At 50.5% G+C, this 22,091-nt stretch carries 16 protein-coding genes, 1 tRNA gene and 1 pseudogene; 7 read left to right on the plus strand and 11 right to left on the minus strand.

Annotation, left to right across the window (positions count from 1 at the left end; all coding sequences use genetic code 11):
* Positions 1–88 precede the first annotated feature (88 nt).
* On the minus strand, positions 89–646 hold the full coding sequence (locus NDI52_RS25930; protein WP_190775710.1) for an NUDIX hydrolase: 558 nt from the start codon (positions 644–646) through the stop codon (positions 89–91).
* 217 nt (positions 647–863) lie between these two features.
* Between NDI52_RS25930 and NDI52_RS25935 the strand changes: the two genes are divergently transcribed.
* Positions 864–1,595: a hypothetical protein gene (locus NDI52_RS25935; protein WP_190775709.1), complete on the plus strand. Its 732-nt coding sequence runs from the start codon at positions 864–866 to the stop codon at positions 1,593–1,595.
* A gap of 162 nt (positions 1,596–1,757) precedes the next feature.
* Here NDI52_RS25935 and NDI52_RS25940 read toward each other — a convergent pair whose 3' ends face one another.
* Complete coding sequence (locus NDI52_RS25940; protein WP_190775708.1) at positions 1,758–1,997, minus strand: DUF6658 family protein; 240 nt, start codon at positions 1,995–1,997, stop codon at positions 1,758–1,760.
* Positions 1,998–3,055: 1,058 nt separating this feature from the next.
* Between NDI52_RS25940 and NDI52_RS25945 the strand changes: the two genes are divergently transcribed.
* Together NDI52_RS25945 and NDI52_RS25950 are read left to right on the plus strand one after the other, a co-directional pair.
* Positions 3,056–3,262, plus strand: a complete 207-nt coding sequence (locus NDI52_RS25945) for a chlorophyll a/b-binding protein (protein ID WP_190775707.1) — start codon at positions 3,056–3,058, stop codon at positions 3,260–3,262.
* Between the two features lie 357 nt (positions 3,263–3,619).
* A pseudogene (locus NDI52_RS25950) lies at positions 3,620–3,778 on the plus strand (DUF2188 domain-containing protein); the annotation flags it as partial.
* Positions 3,779–3,939: 161 nt separating this feature from the next.
* Here the strand turns inward: NDI52_RS25950 and NDI52_RS25955 are convergent.
* Entirely contained in the window at positions 3,940–4,599 is a 660-nt protein-coding gene (locus NDI52_RS25955; RefSeq protein WP_242035711.1) for a DUF305 domain-containing protein, read from the minus strand.
* A 470-nt stretch (positions 4,600–5,069) separates the two neighbouring features.
* Here NDI52_RS25955 and NDI52_RS25960 point away from each other — a divergent pair, with 470 nt between their 5' ends.
* From NDI52_RS25960 to rppA, 3 genes are read left to right on the plus strand one after another with little or no spacing between them, the layout of a single operon-like run.
* Positions 5,070–5,981 (plus strand): MoxR family ATPase, encoded by a 912-nt coding sequence (locus tag NDI52_RS25960; RefSeq protein ID WP_190775704.1) that lies wholly within the window; start codon positions 5,070–5,072, stop codon positions 5,979–5,981.
* Positions 5,982–6,557, plus strand: a complete 576-nt coding sequence (locus NDI52_RS25965) for a non-canonical purine NTP pyrophosphatase (RefSeq protein ID WP_190775703.1) — start codon at positions 5,982–5,984, stop codon at positions 6,555–6,557. It abuts the gene before it with no gap.
* A gap of 5 nt (positions 6,558–6,562) precedes the next feature.
* Entirely contained in the window at positions 6,563–7,252 is a 690-nt protein-coding gene (rppA, locus tag NDI52_RS25970; protein WP_190775702.1) for a two-component system response regulator RppA, read from the plus strand.
* A 426-nt stretch (positions 7,253–7,678) separates the two neighbouring features.
* Here rppA and NDI52_RS25975 read toward each other — a convergent pair whose 3' ends face one another.
* The 6 genes from NDI52_RS25975 to NDI52_RS26000 all read right to left on the minus strand — a co-directional run bounded on the left by NDI52_RS25975 (position 7,679) and on the right by NDI52_RS26000 (position 14,305).
* Entirely contained in the window at positions 7,679–8,224 is a 546-nt protein-coding gene (locus NDI52_RS25975; RefSeq protein WP_190775701.1) for a helix-turn-helix transcriptional regulator, read from the minus strand.
* Between the two features lie 922 nt (positions 8,225–9,146).
* Positions 9,147–10,262, minus strand: a complete 1,116-nt coding sequence (locus NDI52_RS25980; RefSeq protein ID WP_190775700.1) for an aminotransferase class V-fold PLP-dependent enzyme — start codon at positions 10,260–10,262, stop codon at positions 9,147–9,149.
* Positions 10,263–10,424: 162 nt separating this feature from the next.
* Positions 10,425–12,500, minus strand: coding sequence for a prolyl oligopeptidase family serine peptidase (locus tag NDI52_RS25985; protein WP_190775699.1), 2,076 nt, complete (start codon positions 12,498–12,500; stop codon positions 10,425–10,427).
* Between the two features lie 209 nt (positions 12,501–12,709).
* Complete coding sequence (locus tag NDI52_RS25990) at positions 12,710–12,925, minus strand: hypothetical protein (RefSeq protein WP_190775698.1); 216 nt, start codon at positions 12,923–12,925, stop codon at positions 12,710–12,712.
* A gap of 122 nt (positions 12,926–13,047) precedes the next feature.
* Positions 13,048–13,132, minus strand: a tRNA-Ser gene (locus NDI52_RS25995).
* 243 nt (positions 13,133–13,375) lie between these two features.
* Positions 13,376–14,305 (minus strand): TIGR04168 family protein, encoded by a 930-nt coding sequence (locus tag NDI52_RS26000; protein WP_190775697.1) that lies wholly within the window; start codon positions 14,303–14,305, stop codon positions 13,376–13,378.
* Between the two features lie 426 nt (positions 14,306–14,731).
* Here NDI52_RS26000 and NDI52_RS26005 point away from each other — a divergent pair, with 426 nt between their 5' ends.
* Positions 14,732–17,341: a polysaccharide biosynthesis tyrosine autokinase gene (locus NDI52_RS26005; RefSeq protein ID WP_190775696.1), complete on the plus strand. Its 2,610-nt coding sequence runs from the start codon at positions 14,732–14,734 to the stop codon at positions 17,339–17,341.
* A 457-nt stretch (positions 17,342–17,798) separates the two neighbouring features.
* Here NDI52_RS26005 and NDI52_RS26010 read toward each other — a convergent pair whose 3' ends face one another.
* Together NDI52_RS26010 and psbA are read right to left on the minus strand one after the other, a co-directional pair.
* Positions 17,799–19,958, minus strand: a complete 2,160-nt coding sequence (locus NDI52_RS26010; RefSeq protein WP_190775695.1) for a glycosyltransferase 61 family protein — start codon at positions 19,956–19,958, stop codon at positions 17,799–17,801.
* 277 nt (positions 19,959–20,235) lie between these two features.
* A complete protein-coding gene (psbA, locus tag NDI52_RS26015) occupies positions 20,236–21,318 on the minus strand; it encodes a photosystem II q(b) protein (RefSeq protein WP_190775694.1) in 1,083 nt (360 codons plus the stop codon).
* Positions 21,319–22,091: the final 773 nt, after the last annotated feature.

The raw sequence follows: 22,091 nt of genomic DNA on the forward strand, positions 1-22,091 counted from the left end.
AATGAAATTACCCCCCAGGATGTGGGTGTTTTGCCCGCGAAGCGGCCAAAACACCAACATCCTGGGTAAATTCTTATGCAGAAACCTCCTAAGAGCTTGTGCTAGTGGTTTGCAGCCACCAGTCAAGCAGCAACGCTCGGCATTGCAGGCATAGCAGGTCTGTCAACAAGTTTTGGACTCCCTGATGGTTGACCGTGTAGGTGCTACCAATTTGAGATTCAGGGATGGGGACATCTGGGGTCAAATGGGCCACGAAACCGAAAAGCTGTTGGTTGGAGAAGGAACTGTTGACGATCCAGCCGTTGGGATTAATGGGGGTGAGTTGGGCGATCGCCCCTTCCTTCACGCCCAACTCGCGTCCCAAAATCCGTACCGCCACTTCGTCGGCTGGGACTCCTTCCAGTAATCGACCTCCCGGAAAATCCAAAGTTGCGTGTTTGACGCCGGGGCGAAACTGCGCAGGTGGCAGGAGGAATTGCCCAGCCTGGATGGGGATGATAACGACAGAATGTGCCCGTTCGACTCGCCAGTATTCCAGCGGAGTGCCTTGATGGTCATGCCAGTGTTCGCCGATCAGAGTGAACCAGCGGCTCCGCATCTCAAGGAAGCGATCGTCGAATTGCCAATCGGGATGTGTTGAACCCATCACACACAAGGAGAATGAATATCTGCCTTTTACCTCTTGAAACCTTTATCCATCAAGCTTTCGAGAGGTAAAAGCTAAATCAGAGTATGGCATGTTTCGGGCAGGTGATGATAACTGCCATGCTACAGAGGGGATATTCCTACAGAAAGGTAGACGCCATCCCGCATTTGAGTCTTTACCGTGAGGGTATGACCTAGCCTCCAAAGTAGACTCCACCATGAATAACAAATTGCAAGACTTTTTGATGGATGTGACCCAGGAGGCGCTCATCGCCGCGATGAGTGTGCCTCGGGCGATCGCTACCAACATGCAGAAGACCACTCAATCGATGGCACCCAACACGGATGCGATTCACACCTGGGCTGAGCAGACAACCGAAACCATTGGCAAAGTTGTCACCCCCTTTGCCGAAAATCCCCTCATCAAAATGGGCACGAAGGTGCCTGGTATTAGCTGGTTGATGGCTGCCTTGGGCCAGGTGGATGTAGAAAAAGTCAATCAGGAAGTGGCAGAATTGCGTCGCCAGCATCCCACGGACTCCACCGATCAATTGGTTCGTCGCGTGATTGCCGATTCTTCCATGCGGGCTGCTCAGATTGGTTTGGTGACCAACTTTATTCCTCCTGCTGCCCTGCTACTGTCAGCATTAGACCTGGGTGCGGTAGCCGCATTGCAGGCGAACATGGTCTACCGCATTGCCACGCTCTATGGCTTTTCCCCCACAGACTCCGCACGTCGGGGTGAAGTAATTGCCATCTGGGGCTTGTTCTCTGGCGGTTCTGGCTTGTTGAAATCGGGCTTGAGTTTCGTGGAGCTCATCCCAGGCTTAGGTGCAGCCGTCGGGGTAACAAGCGATGCGGCTCTGTTGTATGGGATGGGGCAAATTGCGATGCAGTTCTACGAGCAGAAGCGGGCTAAGCAAAATCAGCAGGACACGATTTCTGTGTAAGGTCTACCTATATTCAAAAGAAAAAGGACGGTCCTTTGTGCCGCCCTTTTTCTTTTGAATATGAATGAGTACAACTCATCTCCAAAAACTGTTTAAAGAGGTTCTGAGAAGGTTGATTTTTCGTACGCGTAGCGCACGAAAAATCAACCTTTCAAACGGCTTCTAAGAGCGAGGTTTTGCTACCGCAGGATCTTCGGTTGCCTTAAAGCCGGTATAACCATCTCCACCTGACTTATAAGGATTATTGTTCCCGCCCATTTGCACGGGAGGATTGTCGGGGCGCGCACCTCGCACATCACCCGTGTTGCAAGCCGTGGTCGTGATGAGTAGCATCCCGATTAAGGCAACCAGCAAAACACGGGCCAGGGATAGCCGCTGAAATAACTCGCGCAAACGTTGCATAGCTAACTCCTTATAGAGCAGATGTCAAAAGCCTTTATAAAGCTCTGTCCAAAGCTTAGAGATTGCGGTTTCAGGCTTCATCTGTCAGCTGGAACATTAAATGCTATAGCTATAGGCGAATAGTGCTGAAACAAGTAGAATCTGAACGCTCCGATCCCAGCTTTTCCAATCTGGCGATCGCAGTCCTTCAGCCAGGTCTCCTCAAGATGCCAGTACAACAAGTTGCAGCCCTCCTTTCTGCTTTGAGTCCTTTCGCTGGAGGTTGCTGCCCGGCTTCACGCTTGCTTATGGCTAGTAGGCTGCGGCCTAAGTTCGCAACCTATGTTTTTGTGTAGGGTGCGAAGCACCCTACACAAAAACATAGGTGATGGATTTCCGCCTCAGCGTACTAGTATCGCGTTATCTAACCGCAGTTCGAGATAAGCTGAAGTGCCCATTTTGGTGGGCGCAAAACACCCTTACCCGACCTTGGGTTACTTAAAGGTGTGAAGCGCTTTGCACTCCATATCTCTAAACGAAGGCAGCCTGGCTATCAATTATCGAGAGCTATCGCATTGGTGCTTAAATGCCATCGAAAAGCCTTTGAAGGGCAAATATTAAATGTAGGGGTAGAGGCTAGTTTGAGCCTGTTTGTAGCGGCTTCCACTGTTATAGACATAAATTTTATCCATCAAATTGTAAGCGCCATAACAAATACTTATGAGTATATTAAAAATAGCTGATTATTCTATCTATATTGCTGAATGAAATCACTCTACTAGCATAACTGAGCAATAATTTTAGATTGCTATGATCAAATCTCTTAGAGACTAATGAAGGGTTCGCTCAAAGTTAATAAAGTAGCGATTGTAACCGTTAGAAAATTTAGCCGAAAAAGTGTTTTCAGCTAACATTTCAATCCCTTTCGAAAGACGAGTCAAACTTTTTCCCAACCCACTACTATTGATAGACCATAAATCGAAAGGGAATTCGTTACATTTGTTCATGTAAAGCACAAGCACAGGGCGCCGCTACCACATGAGCGGTTTAACCCGAACCAACATTAAGGAGATGAATCCATGACTTCCGGACCTCAGAATCCCCCCACCGGTTACGAAAATCAGTTTCAGCGCAAGTATGGCGAATTCGGCACCAAGTTTGAATTCGGTTCTAACCCCACTGCTGAACTGTGGAATGGCCGTCTAGCGATGCTCGGCTTCCTGGCCGCCATCCTGGTTGAATTGACCACTGGTCAAGGTTTCATGCACTGGCTGGGTCTGATCTAATAGATAGTTAATACCTTGATTTTCGTACGCTCAGCGTACGAAAATCAAACCCTTCTTGACCTTGCCAAAATTGCAAGCATCCTCAAGCCAAAAACTAAAAAGCTGAGCTGAACAATTAAAATTCAGCTCAGCTTTTCTATGGAGGTTATATAGCAGTAAACAGTTATTTGTTTTTCCGTGATGAGTTTCAAATAGGTGCTACTTCACGAATTGAATTTATCGATTGAGTTTCGGTATCAGAACCCGCAAAACTAACAAAAAACTATTGATAAAAACGATTGCTTAAACATCCTATCCGGTAGATTTCTTCGCATGCCTAAAAAGATAGGTTGATAGTGTTGATACTCGTATCGAATTATGCCTTGGAATTCTAAAGATTACCCCGCCTCCATGAAGAATTTGACCTCTGAAGTGCGGGGTAAAGCCATTGATATTGCCAATGCTCTATTAGATGAGGGCTACGAGGAAGGGCGGGCGATTGCCATTGCCACTGCCCAAGCTGAAAAATGGGCTGAACGCCGTCATAAACCCGTAAAGCAGGGCGAAGAGCAATAGTTCATGCTTGTCTATATGAGGCTGGGCAGCTCTCAGTCCGCAAACTGCACAAGTGAGAGAACTGCCCAACGTTGAGTAGAGACAGTTTGGCTGTGGCCTGCACTCCACAACCAAACTAAACATTATTGACCGTACCAATCCTTCTTCCACTGGTTCATCTGGTCAATTTCCTGCTGCTGGCTGGAAAGGATATTGCGAGCGAGCTCTTGCATCTCAGGGCGATCGCTCCGCTCTAAAGCTTGCTCGGCCATCTCCAATGCACCCTCATGGTGAGGAATCATGGCATTTAGGAAGCGTAGATCAAACTCCTCGTCTGCGGCTCCCAGATCCACGTTCATCATCATGGCAGCTTTCATCTCCTCAGACATTTCCATCATGTGCCCCATCTGAGCGTGGTACATCATGGGTTCTGGGCCAGCGTCGGGATACCAGGCCTGCCGCCACTGTTGCATTTGCTCAATTTCAGTTTGTTGGACTGCTGCGATCGCCTGGGCAAGCTGGCGAATTTCGTCACGGTTGGAATGTTCGAGCGCATCTTCGGCCATCGCAACTGCCCCTTGATGGTGCAAAATCATGCCGTCGATGAACCGTAGATCAAAGGTTTCATCTTTAGGTCCCAAGTCCATGTCGCCCATATCGTGACTCATAGCAGTCGAGGATTCTGCGCTGCCGGAGCTTCCGTGGTCCGTTGTCGTTGGGGATTCTGTCGTACCCATGCCGCTGCCATGATCCATCTGCTTTGCGCAAGCTGTCAGAGTGGGAGATATGGCAGACAAAGACATCAAGAGCGCGAAGGCGCCAAAGATTGATTTAGAGCGCATAGGAACCGTCAATCAAAGGGTTAGCTGAAAAACATACCTGCTTTACTATGCCGTAAAAAAATGAATTCGGGATGAAATCGAAATGCCTAGAGAATTTCTCCCAACCTCAAGTATTCGTACCTGAGATAGTTTTATTGAGAACCCCTTTCATACCAATCTTTCCGAGCTGATGAGGTACGAGAGATGGATGTGAGACGAAGTCTCACATCCATCTCTCGTACCTCATTGGCCTAGGGATGCTGCAAGCCCGGTGCACGCGTCACGTTCATACCAAAAGGGCTTTAGAGCATTCCAACCGAGCGGGTGTTGAATTTGTGTCTGAATCCGGGTCCCTATGCCGGAAGTAGGAGATTGTCTGGTAGAAACTCTTTTCATTTCCAGCCAATACTGGTCATGATGGAGCTATTCCCGTGTTGCCAAAGGGCTAACCCATGAGAGAACGTATTGAACCGCTGATTCAGAACCTCGGCCAAACTATTGTGGGAAAATCGGAGGCAATCCGCCTGGTTTTGGTGGCTCTGTTTTCAGGGGGGCACGCCCTACTAGAAGATGTGCCCGGTGTGGGAAAAACTTTGCTGGCGAAAACTCTAGCCCGTTCCATTGATGGCGAGTTTCACCGCATTCAATGTACCCCTGACCTGCTACCCACGGACATCACGGGGACGAATATCTGGAATCCCAGCAGCGGCAATTTCGAGTTTATGCCTGGGCCCGTGTTCACTAACGTGTTGCTGGCTGATGAGATTAACCGGGCGACGCCTCGCACCCAGTCGGCTTTGCTCGAGGTGATGGAGGAACAGCAGGTCACCGTAGACCGTAATTCTCGCCTCGTACCGACGCCCTTTTTCGTGATTGCAACCCAGAACCCGGTGGAATATCAGGGCACGTTCCCCCTGCCGGAAGCGCAGATGGATCGCTTTGCCCTCTCCCTCAGTTTGGGTTACCCCACGGAAGTTGAGGAACTCCAAATGCTCAATCGATTAGAAGATCAGAGCCCCACCATAAGAGAATTAAAACCGTGCATTAGTCTTGAGGAAGTACAAGCACTTCAGCGACTTTGTGCCACAGTTCGCGTTGAAACATCGCTACAGCACTATATTCTTGATCTAGTAAGGGCCACTCGCCAGGATGAGGATGTGGTGCTGGGCGCGAGCCCACGGGGTACGGTTGCGCTATATCGGGCGACCCAAGCACTGGCTTTCCTGGAAGGACGAGACTACGCCATCCCCGATGACGTGAAGTTTCTGGCTCCCTACGTTCTAGCGCACCGGATTATTCCTTCGGGAGGCAACCGGGCCAAGGCGGTGGTTGAACGCTTACTTCGGTCAGTCCCTATTCCCTAAATGCACACGTTTCTGTTTGTCACCCATTCTCAGAAAAAGCTGGCGGAAGCTGAACGGTATCTGGGACGAAAACTCCAGCATTACGGTCTGGATCTCCCTGAACTACAATCCGTTGATGTGGAAGAGGTTGCCGTCCACAAGGTGAAGTACGCCTATGGAGTACTCCGCCGCCCGGTGATGGTAGACGACACCGGGCTTTATATTGATGCCTGGAACGGTCTGCCAGGTGCCTTGGTGAAGTGGTTTATGCAACGGTCGGGCGATCGCGGCATCTGTGAAATGATGCACGGCTTTGAAGAACGCACCGCCCGCGCGAAAACCGTCCTTGCCACTTATAACGGCGAAATGAACATTTACGTCGGCACGGTCGAGGGCACGATCGCCACGGAACCGCGTGGTAACAATGGCTATAGTTGGGAAACGATTTTTATCCCGAATGGGAGCAATCGTACCCTGGCCGAAATGGAACTGGAAGAAAAAGACAATTACTCCGTGCGTCACCTGGCCTTTGAAGCTTTGGTACGCAAGGAATATTCGCTGGTTCCGGTGCTGGGGACGTGGGATGGGCGGTTTTAGACCTTATGCGTATCCTTCTCGTCGATGACGAAGCCGAGCTAACCGACCCCCTGAGCCGCATTTTGCAGCGGGAGGGGTATGTGGTGGATGTGGTGCATGAGGGAACGACAGGAAGCCAGTTAGCGGAAGAAAATGGTTATGCCCTGCTGATTCTCGACTGGATGTTGCCGGGGATGAGTGGCCTGGAAATTTGCCAGCAGTTGCGACAACGGGGCGATCGCACCCCTGTCCTCTTCCTCACCGCGAAGGACACTGTTGACGATCGGGTTCTGGGGCTGGATGCCGGAGCGGACGACTATATCGTGAAGCCGTTTGAGCTACGGGAATTGTTAGCGCGAGTGCGGGCACTGCTGCGGCGACCCCCTACTCTGGAACCTAGCGTTCCTGTTGATGCTCGCCTGCGAGTGGAAGACCTGGAATTAGACGTCGATAATCAACTGGCTTACCGCGCCGGCCGTTCTATCGAGCTATCCGATAAGGAGTCCAGTTTACTGGCGTATTTCATGCGCCATCCCAACCAGTTGTTGACCCATGACCAGATTTCAGAGTACCTCTGGCAGCCTGAAGAAAAACCCAGCAGTAATGCATTAGCGGCCCAGATTCGTCTCCTCCGGCGAAAAATCGAAGCAGCAGGAGAGCCACCGTTGATCCATACGGTGTATGGGAAGGGCTATCGATTGGGGAGCGATCGCTAAGGAGATTTCTGAGAAACAATATCCCCATTATTTGGAAAAAAGGCGCGGCGAAGCCGCGCCTTTTTTCCAAATAATGGGGAAGTTCTTATCTGGAAATCTCCTAAGGATCACAAATAAAACAACTTGCCATTCTTTTTGTGGTGTTGGCAAGGCGACCATCACAAAAAAAATGGCAGGTTATGAGATGCCCGATCGCTAAGGATCCGTCTGATGAACCGTGCCGATCAGAGAAAAGGGATGCTTTTAAACCAAAAGCATCCCGGCGCACGCTTAGCTATGGCGTCTAGCTTCAGGGATTGTTTGAAGGGGGCCAGTAGAAGCACGGTTCAAACAATCGGGGGGCGATCGCCATCAAATTTGAATTGGTTTTGAAATGTTGGTTTCTCGCGCCACGCGGGCACGAAAAACCAATACGACAGATACTCTCTAGACCGTATGGTCAGAGGAGTAAAGAGATGCGCTGCGTTTCATGTTGATGCTTTTAACGTGCTTCTTCACCGTATTTACGGTGATGTGAAGCTGCTGTGCAATGGACTCATAGGTGCATTGCACCTGACGAAGCAATTGCACTTCCATTTCACGTTCTGTTAGACCGTACTTGCGCTTCTCTGCGTTAACGAGGCTACGGGCATTTTGCAAGGTGTCCTCGAGGGTGACAATAATGCAGGGATTCGTAGCATCTGGAATGAACCATTGAGCGCGCACGCGCACATAACCGACGGGCAGAAGGTCAATCCGATCCTCGATAATAATAGGAAGATCGCCGAACTCGTCGCGGTTCTCAAACAGGGAGCGGCAAATACGCCAGATGGATGGGGGAACCTGGCTCTCGGGCAGTCCGTCAGAATCCAAATGCTTGCAAATCTGACGAGCACTTTGATTGACGGCAACCACTAAGCCATGATTGTTGACAATCAAAATTCCATCGGGGTAAGACTCGACAATGGCCTGTAAGAAGAAGTTCTCACTCATTTTTAGGGGGCCTCTAATGACCAAGATTGATGCGAGAACCACCGAGTGCTATTGACTCTTATGCAGTCGGCAGCCCAAGCTGAAAACCAATGGGGAATGTGTTCATGATTCGTAATCGCCTGGGATTCGATAACGCCTGGGATATATAGATAAAACCATCACCCGAATGGGTTCGTCCTAGTGAACTATGCCACTCCTACAATTGGATTACAAGATAGTAGTATACTGGCATATGTGACAGGAAGGTTGGTTTGCGATCGCTTCTCAGCTCCTATAGGCAATAGATCTGGCACTTAACTGCATCTTGCTGGGGGAAAGTTTTTATTCTTATCGGTGGTTTATGGGTGTCTAAAATTCGTGGTTCTAAAGGCACTCTTCGAGACAATCGACTGACTGGCATATAGAGTGTGTTAAATACCCTTCAATAGAAGTGTTTTTCTGTGCCATACGACACCAAAAAATAACATTCAAGCACCCTTTAGTCCTGGCTTCAGTAGAAATAGAGGTAAGTAATCTTTTTCTATCATTTGCTTACCTTGCATCTGGAAGCCAGGAAAAGATTTATTCAAAAGTTCATAGTTGTTTCAATCGAATAATTTTCGAGTCCGGAAAGTCTTGAGAACCTATTACGAAACTTAAAAATCGCTCTACTTCAGGTGCTAAATAACAGCATAAAGTGAGTTCTGATACCAATACAAGTTGAACAGCTTCAACAGATATCGATCCCCCTAAATCCCCTATGGAAAGAGGGCCTTTGAGCCAGAAAACCCTCTTTCCATAGGGGATTTAGGGGAGCTAAGGCATTTTGCTACGTAGTAGATAACCTCAATTCAAGATGAGCTGAAGTGCCCATTTTGACATGCACTGCATGCACTCAAAAACGATACTTCAACGTATCCCAAAGTGAGGTTGATTGAGTTATTTATTGAATCTTCTGAAATGCTTGCTCCAAATCAGCAATCAGATCGCTGGGATGTTCCAAGCCCACAGAGACGCGGAGCAGATCATCAGGGGTAGTGGTGTCGGGGCCTTCCGTTGTAGCACGATGTTCAATTAGACTTTCCACACCTCCCAAGCTGGTAGCTCGCTGGAAGATTTGTAGATGATCCAGTAGCTTTAAGGATTGCTCACGCCCTCCCCGAATTTGGACGGATAGCATGCCACCAAAGTCGGTCATTTGCTTGCGGGCGATCGCATACCCCGCATTCCCCTCCAACCCTGGATAGTGCACCGCAGACACCCCCGGATGCTGGCCCAACCACGTTGCCAACTTCATAGCATTCTCGCAATGACCCCGCATTCGGTAGGGCAAGGACTGGATACCCCGCAGTAGCAGCCAGCAATCAAACGGCGAGGGAACAGCTCCCGCTGTGACCTGAATTTGCCGAATTTGCTGAACGGTATCTGAATCTACCCTGGCAATAACTGCGCCTCCCAGTACATCACTGTGGCCGCCTAAATACTTAGTGGTGGAATGGACAACCAGATCGACCCCCAGCTCAAACGGACGTTGCAATAGTGGGGTAGCCCAGGTGTTATCGCAGACACAAAGAGCGTTAGCATGATGAGCGATCGCCGCTACCGCTGCAATATCCACCACCTTTAACATTGGGTTGGATGGTGTTTCAATCCAGATTAGTCGGGTATTGTCCTGTACCGCTGACTGCACCGCTTCCAGATCCGTCATATCCAGAAAACTAACGGCTAGCCCCCAGGGTTGCAGAAGCGATCGCAAGATTGCTGTTGTGCCCGTGTAGGCATCATTGGGAGCAATCACATGGTCACCGGGACGGAGAGCCTGGAACACACTGGCGGTGGCGGCACTGCCTGAGGAGAAGGCGATCGCCACTTCGCCACCTTCCAGAGCCCCCAGGCACTCCTCCAACATGGTGCGGTTGGGGTTGTTATTGCGGGTGTATAAGAGGCCCCGATTGGGTTCCTGCTCGAAGGTGGTGGAGAGGTAGAGAGGAGGGGCGATCGCTCCAGTTGTGGGGTCAGCTTGTCGTCCGGCATGGATAGCGAGCGTTTCAATGTGCATGGGAATCTCTGGAATAGACGCAGTTCTCGCTTTAGCTTAGGCGAAACAATGATGATGTTGTTGCAGGAGCATGCCCATGCAAAACCAACGTTATGTTTGAAACCCATGCTGCCATACCGACCATTAGCGAATCAGGTTGGCTAGCAGGGCGTAACTCTGAGCTCAGGCAAACGTTGGTTCTACGCCCAGGTGATGGAAGATGAAGGCGTAGATGTCTGAGGTTTCCTCCAGGGCTTTGGTGAGGTTGCTGGCCCCGTGGCCTGATTTAGTGCCAATGCGAATCAAGACGGGGGCATACCCAGACTGTTGCGCTTGAAGAGTAGCGGCGTACTTAAAAGAGTGGGCAGGCACGACGCGATCGTCATGATCAGCGGTCACGATCAGCGTAGCCGGGTAGGGCACATCCGAGCGGATGTTGTGCAGGGGCGAGTAGCTGTAGAGGTAGGGGAAATCCGCTTCGTTGTCGCTGGAGCCATACTCGGCAATCCAGTTCCAACCGATGGTGAATTTGTGGAAGCGCAACATATCCATCACGCCTACCCCCGGCAGCACCACCTTAAACAGGTCGGGCCGTTGGTTCATCACAGCACCCATTAGTAAGCCACCGTTAGAGCGACCTTCGATCGCCAACTTATCGGGATTCGTGTAATTTTCAGCTATCAAATACTCAGCGGCGGCGATGAAGTCTTGAAAAGCGATGGGGCGCTTCTCGCGAATGGCAGCTTCGTGCCAAGTGCGACCGTATTCGCCACCCCCTCGAATATTGGCGATCGCCACCATCACCCCCTGTTCCAACAAGGCAATCCGGTTCGCACTGAAGCTCGGCAAAATCTCCACATTAAATCCGCCATAGGCGTACAAATAGGTAGGAATTTTCCCGTTCCGCTCAATCCCCTTCCTAGAGATCAAAAATAGCGGGATTCGAGTTCCATCAGGGCTGGGGTAGAACACCTGTTGGGTTTCAAATTGGCTGGGGTCAAAGGTGAGTTCAGGGGCACGAAAAACAGTGGAGTGTTGGGTTGTAATGTCGTAACGATAGATGGTGCCGGGTGTTGTGAAGGAGGTGAAAGTGTAGAACACAAAGTCATCATCTTTCTGCCCACCAAAGCCACCCGCTGTTCCCAGTTCTGGAAGAAGAATTTCGTTTTCCAGTTCCCCAGTCAGGCTATGAACATAGACTCGGGTTGAGACATCTTGCAGATAGGAGGCAAATATTTTGCCGCCAGCAGTATCCACATCTCGCAGGGGTTCCGGTCGTTCTGGCAGAATAGTTTGCCAGTGCTCCTCCGTGGGCTTTTGGGGGTCTACTAGAATGAGTCGACCATTGGGTGCATCTTTATTCGTAGAGATGAGAAGAGAGTCGCCTACATTATCAACAACACCGTAGGTTTCATCGGTGATGCTATCTACAATAGGGGTAAATTCTGTATCTCCCGTCGCTAAGTTCTTGACGTAGATAGCGTTTCCTAACTTCGCTTGACCGCGATCGGAGATGTAAAGAATGACATATTGTTCATCCTCGGTGGTACGGGCCATGTGAAACCTTAGAGGATGCTCAGGGTCTTCGTAGATTAATTGATCTTCTGATTGTGGCGTCCCTAAACGGTGATAGAAAACCTTATGAAATTCATTGCGAGATGATAGCTCTGTACCTGCTTCGGGTGCATCGTAGCGACCATAATAAAAACCATCTCCGCACCAGGCAGGAGAAGAGACTTTGACCCATTCAATAACTTCGGGTAAGGTTTCCCGAGTATCAATGTTGAGGATGCGATAGGTTTGCCAATCGGAACTCCCTTCGGATAAACCATATACGGCGTATTTCCCATTCCGTGATGGTGAAAAGGCCGTTAGAACCAGGGTCTTGTCTTCTGAAAAGGTGTTGGGGTCGAGCAGAATCTCGGGCTCGCCATCTAAGCCTTGTTGAACGTAGACAACGCTTTGATCTTGCAGGCCGTCATTCTTGAAAAAGAAGACGCGATCGCCTCGTCGATAGGGTGCCGAGTAACGGGGATAGTTATAAAGCTCCTGCAATCGGGCTTTGAGTGAAGCACGATAGGAAATATTATCCAAATAGCCGAAGGTTAGCTCATTTTGGGCAGCAACCCAGGCGGCGGTTTCATCAGAGTGGTCATCTTCAAGCCAGCGATAGGGATCAGCAACAGACGTGCCAAAGTAGTCATCGATCTGATCAACAGTACGCGTTTGAGGATAAGTTAATTTGCCGGGACGTGTCATAACAGAAATCTGTGGGGGCTAATGGTTCTGGTTTATAGAGGGGAGGTGGATGCTCAGCACACACCTCTCCTTACCATAGCCAAACTTCTGCTCCACGGAAGCGTGGTGCTCACGTCTTGCTTGGTATGGTCTGACGCAATCGGGTTCGGTCATACGATTAAAAAGCCGCGCATCGCGCGGCTTTTTAATCGTGTTCCGGTTTGGAGTTTTTACAAGTACTGATTACGTCGTAGATATAGCGTGGATATGGACACTAATGCCAGAGATTCAATCGTTAACTGAATCCCAACGGGAGCCGCAGTCAGGCCGTAAAGCCCAACCATGCTTCCCACTCCCGCTCCTGTCAGACGGAGCACTTCTTCTCTAGAACGAAACCCGAATGCAAAGCATAGGAATGCGATCGCCCACCAGACTAAATAATGCATCAGGCACCTTCCTTACAGCATGAATGGTGCATTAACCGATTAAAGCGAATGCTATGGACTATAAACTTGAAGATGGAAGAGATAAGAACTCAGGGGTTTAGTTCAACGTCGCGGAACAGGAACGGAGAGGGTGGGATTCGAACCCACGGTACCTTTCGGTACACTCGATTTCAAGTCGAGCGCATTCGACCACTCTGCCACCTCTCCAGGTGTTCCTTCATCTTATACCAACTTCTAACCAAACCAAACCCTACTCCCGTTTTGAGACGTGTTTTCAGCGCCCTGTTTAGACATCCTAAAAAGTGGCAGAAACCTCTCAAAATCTTGAGTTTAATTTTTGGATGGGATCGAAGCCCGCACACAAAAATTGACATGGCTCAAGAGGGGCGTTTCAAAAGGTTACTGAAATTTCAGCCTTGAGGAAGTTGGTAATAGGTTTATCTACTTATACTAACCTGCAATGGCCGGGGCGTCAGCAAAGTACAATACCTGTTTTGACTTAATTCCTAGGTCTTGATTAATCCACACCATAGAAGCGTGGCTTACCACCCCGTCTTTCAGGGTGACCAGGGAGAAGTTACGGAAACAGTCGTCCTCGGCCTCAATGATGCGAGGGACGGCGGCAGCATTCAAATAAAAGGTGCCGTCTTGAAGATGGGTAGGACGGCGCAATCGATCGCGCCGATGCCGCAGGTTATGATGCATGTGCCCAAAGGTGACTAGGGGGATGTGCTTGCCCAGGCTGCGGGTGTGGGCGATCGCCTCTGCCAAATCGGGATCGCCAAAGTCGCCGCCCAGGGGGTTCCAGTCACGACCACAGGGGTCTTCGGGGGCATCACCCAAGCCAAAGGGGCCGCAATGGCCAATGAAAATAAGGTTTTCCTGGGTGGCTTGAGCGGCAGCGGCAATGATACGCTCCGTCGACTCAGCCATGCTGTGCACCTGGTAGCGCTGACGGTAAAACGCCTCATATTTCCACTCTGAACCGCCCCAGCTAAAGGGCCGACCACCCACCACCGAAATCCCTAACTCAGGAAAATCTAGAACGCCATAGCCGACGTGGGTTGGGCCTAACAAATCTAACTGGCGTTGAACGCGGTCTTCTTTAGTGCGATCGTAGGGGCACTTTTGTCGGCCCCATTCTGTAGCGGTGTACCAGGCGTCGTGATTGCCGAGGATGACGGCTTTGGGAATGGACATGTGGGCGATCGCCTCCACCACCTCCACTGACTCGTTGCCAAAGTCCCCCACCAGTAAAACCAGATCAACTCCCAGATGCTTCAAGGCCCGCTCATCCTGGGCCTCCCATTGATCATGGACATCTCCGACAACAGCAAGGGTGAGAGATTTGGATGGGGACGACAGCTCAGGAGTATTCATGCCGAAAAGCTTTTATAACACAGGTCTTTTAGAGGATGGTTGAAAGATGCAAAATTCTAGTTCTGATGAAAGCACTCAGAAAACCTGCTTCAAGCATCCTCATTACAGGATAAAGGGTTTCGGAATTGAGCAACTCTAGAATTTGTCGTAGGTTATCCGAGTTCGAGCCTCAAACCCCCCCTTAGCTCGAACTGATGGTATTGCGAGTGTCGCGTTAGTTAGAGCGCTTTTCAAGCATTCAAAATCGTGATTCTGGTTACCTTTTTGACAAACTGTTCGGTTCTGCCTGGAAAACAGCGTAATAACAATGTGTAGATTCTGGAATTTTAGGCGTCGGTTCTACCTCCGTTTTGCCCTGTCATAGCCCCTGGCAAGCAGCGGAGCCAAAAGACCCTCAGCCTGAGATCAGTCGTGAATGGGGCAGCTATGCCAGTCGAATCCGATTCAACGTCTTTTGACAAGAATGGTCATGTTCCGAGAAGCAGCTACCTTCCCACAGGCAGCACTCCAGTGAACTTGAAGGAAGAAAATGAACTGGCAGAGTGGTTCCAGATTATTCGTCGGCGTCGCTATTTATTTGGTGGGGTCGCGATCGCCGTCACCCTTACGATGGCTGCCTGGACGCTGACCCGTACACCCATTTATCGGGGGGAGTTTCGTGTCCTTGTAGAGCCAGTGGCTCTGGATGATCCATCCCGCGAGCTGTTGCAAGGGGAAATGCCTATTTCCCCAGCCTTTGACTATTCCACTCAGATTGAGGTACTGCGCAGTCCGGCTCTGTTAAAGCCAATCGCGGAGAAGCTAGAGCGCGAGGATCCTGGGCTCAGCTACGGTATGTTGCTGCAGGATCTGCAGATTACCCGATTACGGGATACGAAAGTGCTATCTGTGAGCTTCCTGAACTCCGACCCAGAGCGGATTCAGGTAGTCCTGGATGCACTTTCTCAAGAGTTTTTAGATTACAGCTTTGAACAGCGGCAGAGTAGCCTGCGCCAGGGGATTCAGTTTGTCGATGGGCAGTTGCCTGAGTTGCGCGATCGCGTCGATAGCTTACAATCGCGCCTGGAACGCTTCCGTCAGGAATATAGCCTGATTGACCCGGAGAAGCGGGGAGATGAACTGTCCGACTTCATTAGCGAGGTGGAGAAACAGCGGCAGCAAACCCAAACAGCTTTGACCGAGGCGCGATCGCTCTACAACAGCTTGCAAAACCAACTGGGGTTTAATGATCAGCAAGCTCTGGCCGCCTCCAGCCTCAGCGAGTCGCCCCGTTATCAGGCGCTTCTCACCCAACTGCGCGAGCTGGAAGCCAAAATCGCTACCGAGTCAGCTCGTTTTCAACCGGATAGCCCCAATGTGATGGTACTGGAAGACGAACGGGCCAGCCTCTTGCCGTTGCTTGACCAGGAAGCCGATCGCGTCATTCAAACCTTTTCTGATAGTAGCGGTGCCACTGGCAACCTTACCCCCACCTCGCTAGAACTGACGCGCCAACTGATCAAAACTGCGAATGAAGTGCGCCAACTGGAAGCCCGTAGTGATGCGCTGACTCAGGTTGACACGGGCTTGAAGCAAGAGTTCGCTATTGTTCCTGCGCTGGCACGGCAATACACTGAGCTGCAACGGGAGCTAGCTGTAGCAACCGATAGCCTCAACCGTTTTCTGACGACCCGCGAGACCCTACAGATTGATGCTGCCCAAAAGTCGGTGCCGTGGGAACTGATTGCCGCACCATCCGTGGCGGGCCAGCCGGTGTCGCCCAATGTGCCGCGTAGTTTGATGATGGGGGCGATCGCAGGCTTCATTCTGGGAGGCATTGCTGCGCTCGTTGCTGACAAATTAGATCGAGTCGTGCACTCCACCGATGACATCAAGGCACTGACCCGTCTACCTATTCTGGGCAGCGTGCCTTTGGCAAGGGCTGAGGAAGAACTTGAGGTCGTCACGGTTCCCCAGGCGGCTTCTGAGTCTGTTCCAACTCAAGCCCAGGGCGATAGCAACCACTATCCTCGTGACTACTACATTGCCTCACCCTTTGCAGAAGCTTTCCGATCCCTTTACGCTAACTTACGGTTTCTCGGTTCCGATAGCCCAATTCGTTCAGTGGTGATCAGTTCCCCCTCACCAACAGAGGGCAAATCGACCGTCGCAACCCACCTGGCAAAAGCAGCGGCGGCAATGGGGCAACGGGTGTTGCTCGTGGATGCCGATTTGCGTTGTCCTCAGGTTCATGAACGGCTAAACCTGGCTAACCTGCGTGGCTTGAGTGATGTTCTGAGCAATAATGCCGAACTGGGTAGCCTGATCCGGGGGGTTGAAGGGGAGCCCTATCTGCATGTTCTGACGGCTGGTTCAAATCCTCCAGATCCAACGAAGCTGCTTTCCTCCCGCCGTATGCGAGCCCTAATGGAGCGATTACAAGGTATTTACAGCCTGGTAATTTACGATATGCCACCCATTCTGGGCTTTGCCGATACTCCCCTGCTAGCCGCCCATGCCGATGGCATGATGCTTGTCACAGCTATCGGCAAAACCCGGCGCACTGACTTGGCGCAGACCATTGAAACGCTCAACCTTTCTCCTGTGAATCTCCTGGGTATCATTGCCAATGGTGTGCAGCCCCCACCCGCCAACCACTACAACACCTACAACTATCACTACTACCGTCGCAAAAGTAGCGCAGGAAAAGGAAGTAGCTCTTTTGGGGACGCTAAAGCTGAACGCCTTGGTCGCCTGGGCCAACCTCGGACTTCTACCTTCCGTTTTTCTGGATTGAAGGACCTCTGGCAGAATCCCAAAGAAGCCCTATCTCAGGCTCGCCTACCCCAACAAGCTCAAACTTTTTCCCCTCAGCTTCTCGTTTTATCAGGAGTTGGGCTTTTGATTTCGGTTCTGTGGATGACTCAAATTATTCTTCAATGGCGCAAGGAACCCCAACCGTCAACACCCGAAACAACACCAACAGCACCGTCACCAGTTCCTTCGAAGAAACCGGATAATTTGTTGGATCCGTTTTTGTCACCCAAACAGAATTGATAGGGTCGTGTTGAAAAGCTGTCGTTTCTATGGCTTTTCAACACTAACAATACTCTGGACAGTTTTTCTGAAACCCTTGATTTTGCGTGCGCTTCGCGCACGCAAAATCAAGGGTTTCAGAAAAACTGTCCGAACTAATGCACTAAGGATCAAAATTTTTTTGTGAAAGTAGAAACCCCACCGCTACTTCTACAAAAAGAATGGCAGACCAGAAACCCTGTTACCGCTGATTAAGTACGGTGGTGTGGAGCCTTTTGTGCCCCACGCCACCGTTGCTGTACTTAACGCACTTGCACATTGCTATACACAGTGGAGTCACTATGAACTCTGGTAAAGCGAAGATTTTGAGAGAAGTGGGACAAAATTATCCTGATGAAGGTGCTCTCTTTAGGAAAAGTGGAGTGGTAGATGCACCCTGATTCAAACCTCTGGTTTCGCGGCCAGGGGTTTTATTTTTTTAAACTGGTTTAATGCCGAGCTTTTGCAACGTTTCTAGCAGGTGCTCCGGCTCCACCCAGACATCCTCCTGGCGAGAATCGGGATATAGCATTTGGTGTAGGAAAAGACCTTCTGGAACTTGGCCCAGTAGGTAGTGATATTTTAGATGTCTCCAGTTAGCGACGAGCCAGTAACAGGGATAGACATACTCCGGCGAAAACAGTTCAATTACAGTGGTCGCTGGCTGACAGAAGACAAGATTGGTCAAACCGCTGCCATGCAGAGTAACAATGACCTCTGCTTGGGCAAACAAGCACGCTTGTTCCTGAACAGAAAAATTTTCCAGGTGAATTGTTTCAAAACCCCAGGGCTTTAGAGCACTCAAAACTTGGGGTTCATTGATGAGCCGTCGCACACTGGCCTGGGCACGGCTAATGTAGAGCCGGCGGCCTGAGCCGGGCTGATTAGTAGCGTCTCCTAGAAAAGCCTGGCGCAGGAAGTCGCAGGCCCACTCGGGCATCCAGGAGATACTGGCAGGAAAGGAGGGCAGGATGAGCGATCGCGCTTCCAAATGCGGTACCAGTTCCGGAGAAATGGCTTTCTCCAAAGGAATGCCCAATTGCTCCAGGGTTTCTTTCTGGAAGGGATGCTTCGTGTCCACCAGATAGTAATCCACTTGCTCGGGCGTAATGCCTGCCTGACGCAATAGCTCGAAGCGTGGCAGTAGATCTAACATCCAGTGGAAATAGACGGAGTTGGAGAGGCCTGAGAGAATGGCGACACGCCCATCGATTTTTTGAGGTGCGGGCAAAGTGGCACGACGCAGGAGGGGATGACGGCTGGGGTGGGCGTCGGGATGGCCAGGGCTGAGAATTGGAGAAAAGGGCGACACGTCCCCCAGGATGTGGTTATCGGCGGCGATCGCTGCCACCTGGTGATTCTCCTCAATCCAGTAACGGCCTTCTGGAACTATTACGACGAAGGCTCCTGGCAGGGGAACCTGGCTGCCGAAGCGAAAGCTGGGATGGATTTCGGCTTCTTCTGCATGGGGTGGGCACAACGGCATGAGCGAAGGCGGCTGTAGTGGCTGATAGCTCGCTTCGGGATGAGTCTGCGCCCATTCTGCGGTGGTTTCGTAGAACCCTGTAGGAGCGTTGACCTCACCACTTGTAGAGGTTATAGAATCCGGCTGTTGCAAGCTGGATTCTGGCTTGGCTAAGGTTTGCAAAGGTAACGTTGTGATGCTATTGGAAACCAGTTCCAGGGCTGGTGTAATGCCTGCATTCCACCCCATGCGTTGCAGCAGTTGGTTCAAAGCTACGGTGGCATCCGCCGTATTACCCGTTACCAACGCTTGCAGGAAAGCCCTGTTTAACCGCAGGTGAGCTGTACTGCGATCGCCCTCCTGAAGCTGAGTTTCCCATGCCAGGTAATCAGTGATGAAGCGAGCAAGTTGAGGGGAGATGTGCTGCCAGTACTGCATCGCTGTTGCTGGATTTCCCCACCGTAACCAGGCCCATCCCAGGTCGCCAGAGAGAGTGCTAGGGTTCGGCGAGTGCTGGATGGCCTGTTCTAAATGGGCGATCGCCCTCTCGGCTTCCCCTATTCGTAACAAACATTGTCCTAACCGATGGTGAATATCACTATGGTCTGGCTTGTGCGTCAATAATGCTTGATAGGCAGCGATCGCCGCAGGCCATTCCCTTAAAGCCTGATAGGTTTGCCCTAACGCAACATAGGCCGGAATAAAAGAGGGCTCCAGAGCCGTCACTGTACTCCATGCCTCACAGGCGCTTTCATAGAGCCCCTGTTGGGCCAGTGCGCTACCCAACCCCATCAGGGCTTGCGTTGATTCGGGCTCCAATTCCAACGCTTGCCGAAAGGCTCGTTCCGCTGGCTCAAAGCGTCGCTGCTGAAGCTGACGTTCTGCTTCGGTTACCAGACAGGAGAACAGGGCTGCTAACGTTTTGCCCACAGTATCGGGATCTAGAGAGGCGATCGCCTCCATCCATACAGCTTGGGCAGTTTCTTCATCCCCATTGAGCACGTAGGCTACCCCTAGGGGCCAGATGCAGCCTTCATCGGATGGGATGCAGTCTTGGTAGTAGGCAATTGCGGCTTCAAAGTTGCCCTGGGCGATCGCCAATTCGCCCTGATCTAAAATCGTTGTTGCGTCCATCCGATCTGGTTTCCAACGGGTGTTAGTAGAATACCCGCTTTACACAAGCTGCTATGCATGTTTGGTTTTTACAGCACTACGTGCCGAGAACCAAACACGTTATTTTTTGAGAAGCCATACGGAGTATGGCTTCTCAAAAAATAACGTGTCCTAACTAATCGGGCCAGGGCTATAGGCGCAAGATGTGACCCTAGCAAAAAGACGGCCCCTATTAGGGGCCGTCTTGCATTCAGCTTAATGCACAGCTTTAGGTTTCAAAGAATCCTATGTGCAAGCCTTAGCCGTTGATGCTGGGAGCCGTCAGAGCAACAGGCATCTCATCGCCAGAGGCCAGGTCGAGAGGGAAGTTGTGAGCGTTGCGCTCGTGCATCACTTCCATACCCAGGTTCGCGCGGTTCAGAACGTCCGCCCAAGTTGCAACAACGCGACCTTGAGAATCCAGAATCGACTGGTTGAAGTTGAACCCGTTCAGGTTGAATGCCATCGTGCTGATACCCAGCGCGGTGAACCAGATACATACTACAGGCCATGCACCCAAGAAGAAGTGCAGTGCGCGAGAGTTGTTGAAAGAGGCGTATTGGAAAATCAGACGACCGAAGTAACCGTGGGCTGCCACGATGTTGTAGGTCTCTTCTTCTTGTCCAAACTTGTAACCGTAGTTCTGAGACTCGGTCTCGGTGGTCTCACGCACCAGAGAAGAAGTCACCAAAGAACCGTGCATCGCAGAGAACAGAGAACCACCGAACACACCCGCTACGCCCAGCATGTGGAAGGGGTGCATCAGAATGTTGTGCTCTGCCTGGAACACGAACATGAAGTTGAAGGTACCGGAAATACCCAGGGGCATCCCGTCAGAGAAGGAACCCTGACCAATGGGGTAGATCAAGAAAACTGAAGTAGCGGCAGCCAGAGGTGCGCTGTAAGCAACGCAGATCCAGGGACGCATACCGAGGCGGTAGCTCAGTTCCCACTGACGACCCATGTAAGCAAAGATCCCAATCAGGAAGTGGAACACAACCAGTTGGTAAGGACCACCGTTGTAGAGCCACTCATCGAGGGAAGCAGCTTCCCAGATGGGGTAGAAGTGCAGACCAATGGCGTTGGAAGAAGGAACAACCGCGCCAGTGATGATGTTGTTGCCGTAGAGCAGAGAACCTGCAACAGGCTCACGGATACCGTCGATGTCCACAGGAGGAGCCGCGACGAAAGCGATGATGTAGCAGATGGTTGCAGTGAGCAGGCAAGGGATCATCAGAACGCCAAACCAACCGATATAAATCCGGTTGTTAACGCTGGTGACCCAATTGCAAAATCGCTCCCACGCGCTGGCGCTATCGCGCCGTTGAAGGGTAGTCGTCATAATTAGGAATAAATGCAGTGTAGGAAAAGAATGAATCGAAGATGTTAAAAATCTTCAATTTGATAGTAGTTATAGATGCACAAACATTTCTAGTAGTCTTCACAAAATTTCGTAAAGAAAGGACTGATATCCTTCTTCCATAATCCTTAATAATTATCTCAATAGCTTGCTCTAGAACCATTCCAGTTTTTGTCGAAGCTATCAAACCGTTCTAAACCTTATTCGAGCTTTGTAACTAATTCTAAAGATTGGTAACTGAAATGATATTTATGCGAATAGAAACTCGCTTTTAGAGCCTGCCCAAATGATTGATTTGCGGGTACTTTAGGATAATCGAGCTCAATCCTTGCTGAGCATACAACTCCTGCCCTGCAATCGTTTCACTGTATTTAGTGCCCTGTTCGCTGACGTATGGGATTAAATGAGGCAATGATACAAACAGACTCTAGAGTTTGTTAACTTTAACGCTGTTTTGAAAGAAGTATAGGGCGATCGCCACGACTCCTTCAAATCAACTGCGGAGAGTGCTTAGAACCTTACACAGCTCCCTTTTCCCTCTGCAAATAAGGTGATCCATAGATGCCTGAACACTTCAACGGCCTTTACTAAAGCGCTAGTAATTTTGCACGGATTTTGCACATGTAAAAATGACGCAAAATGAGCGCGATCGTGTTGCTATAAAACTCATCCATGGTCCTAGTTCTGCACTTTGTGCAGAATGTGTGCAAAAGTTTTACTAACAGAAACCAAGTTTGGCTTTAAACCTGCTCAGA

It is taken from the genome of Leptolyngbya sp. PL-A3 (genome assembly GCF_039962325.1).
Lineage (GTDB): Bacteria > Cyanobacteriota > Cyanobacteriia > Elainellales > Elainellaceae > Vacuolonema.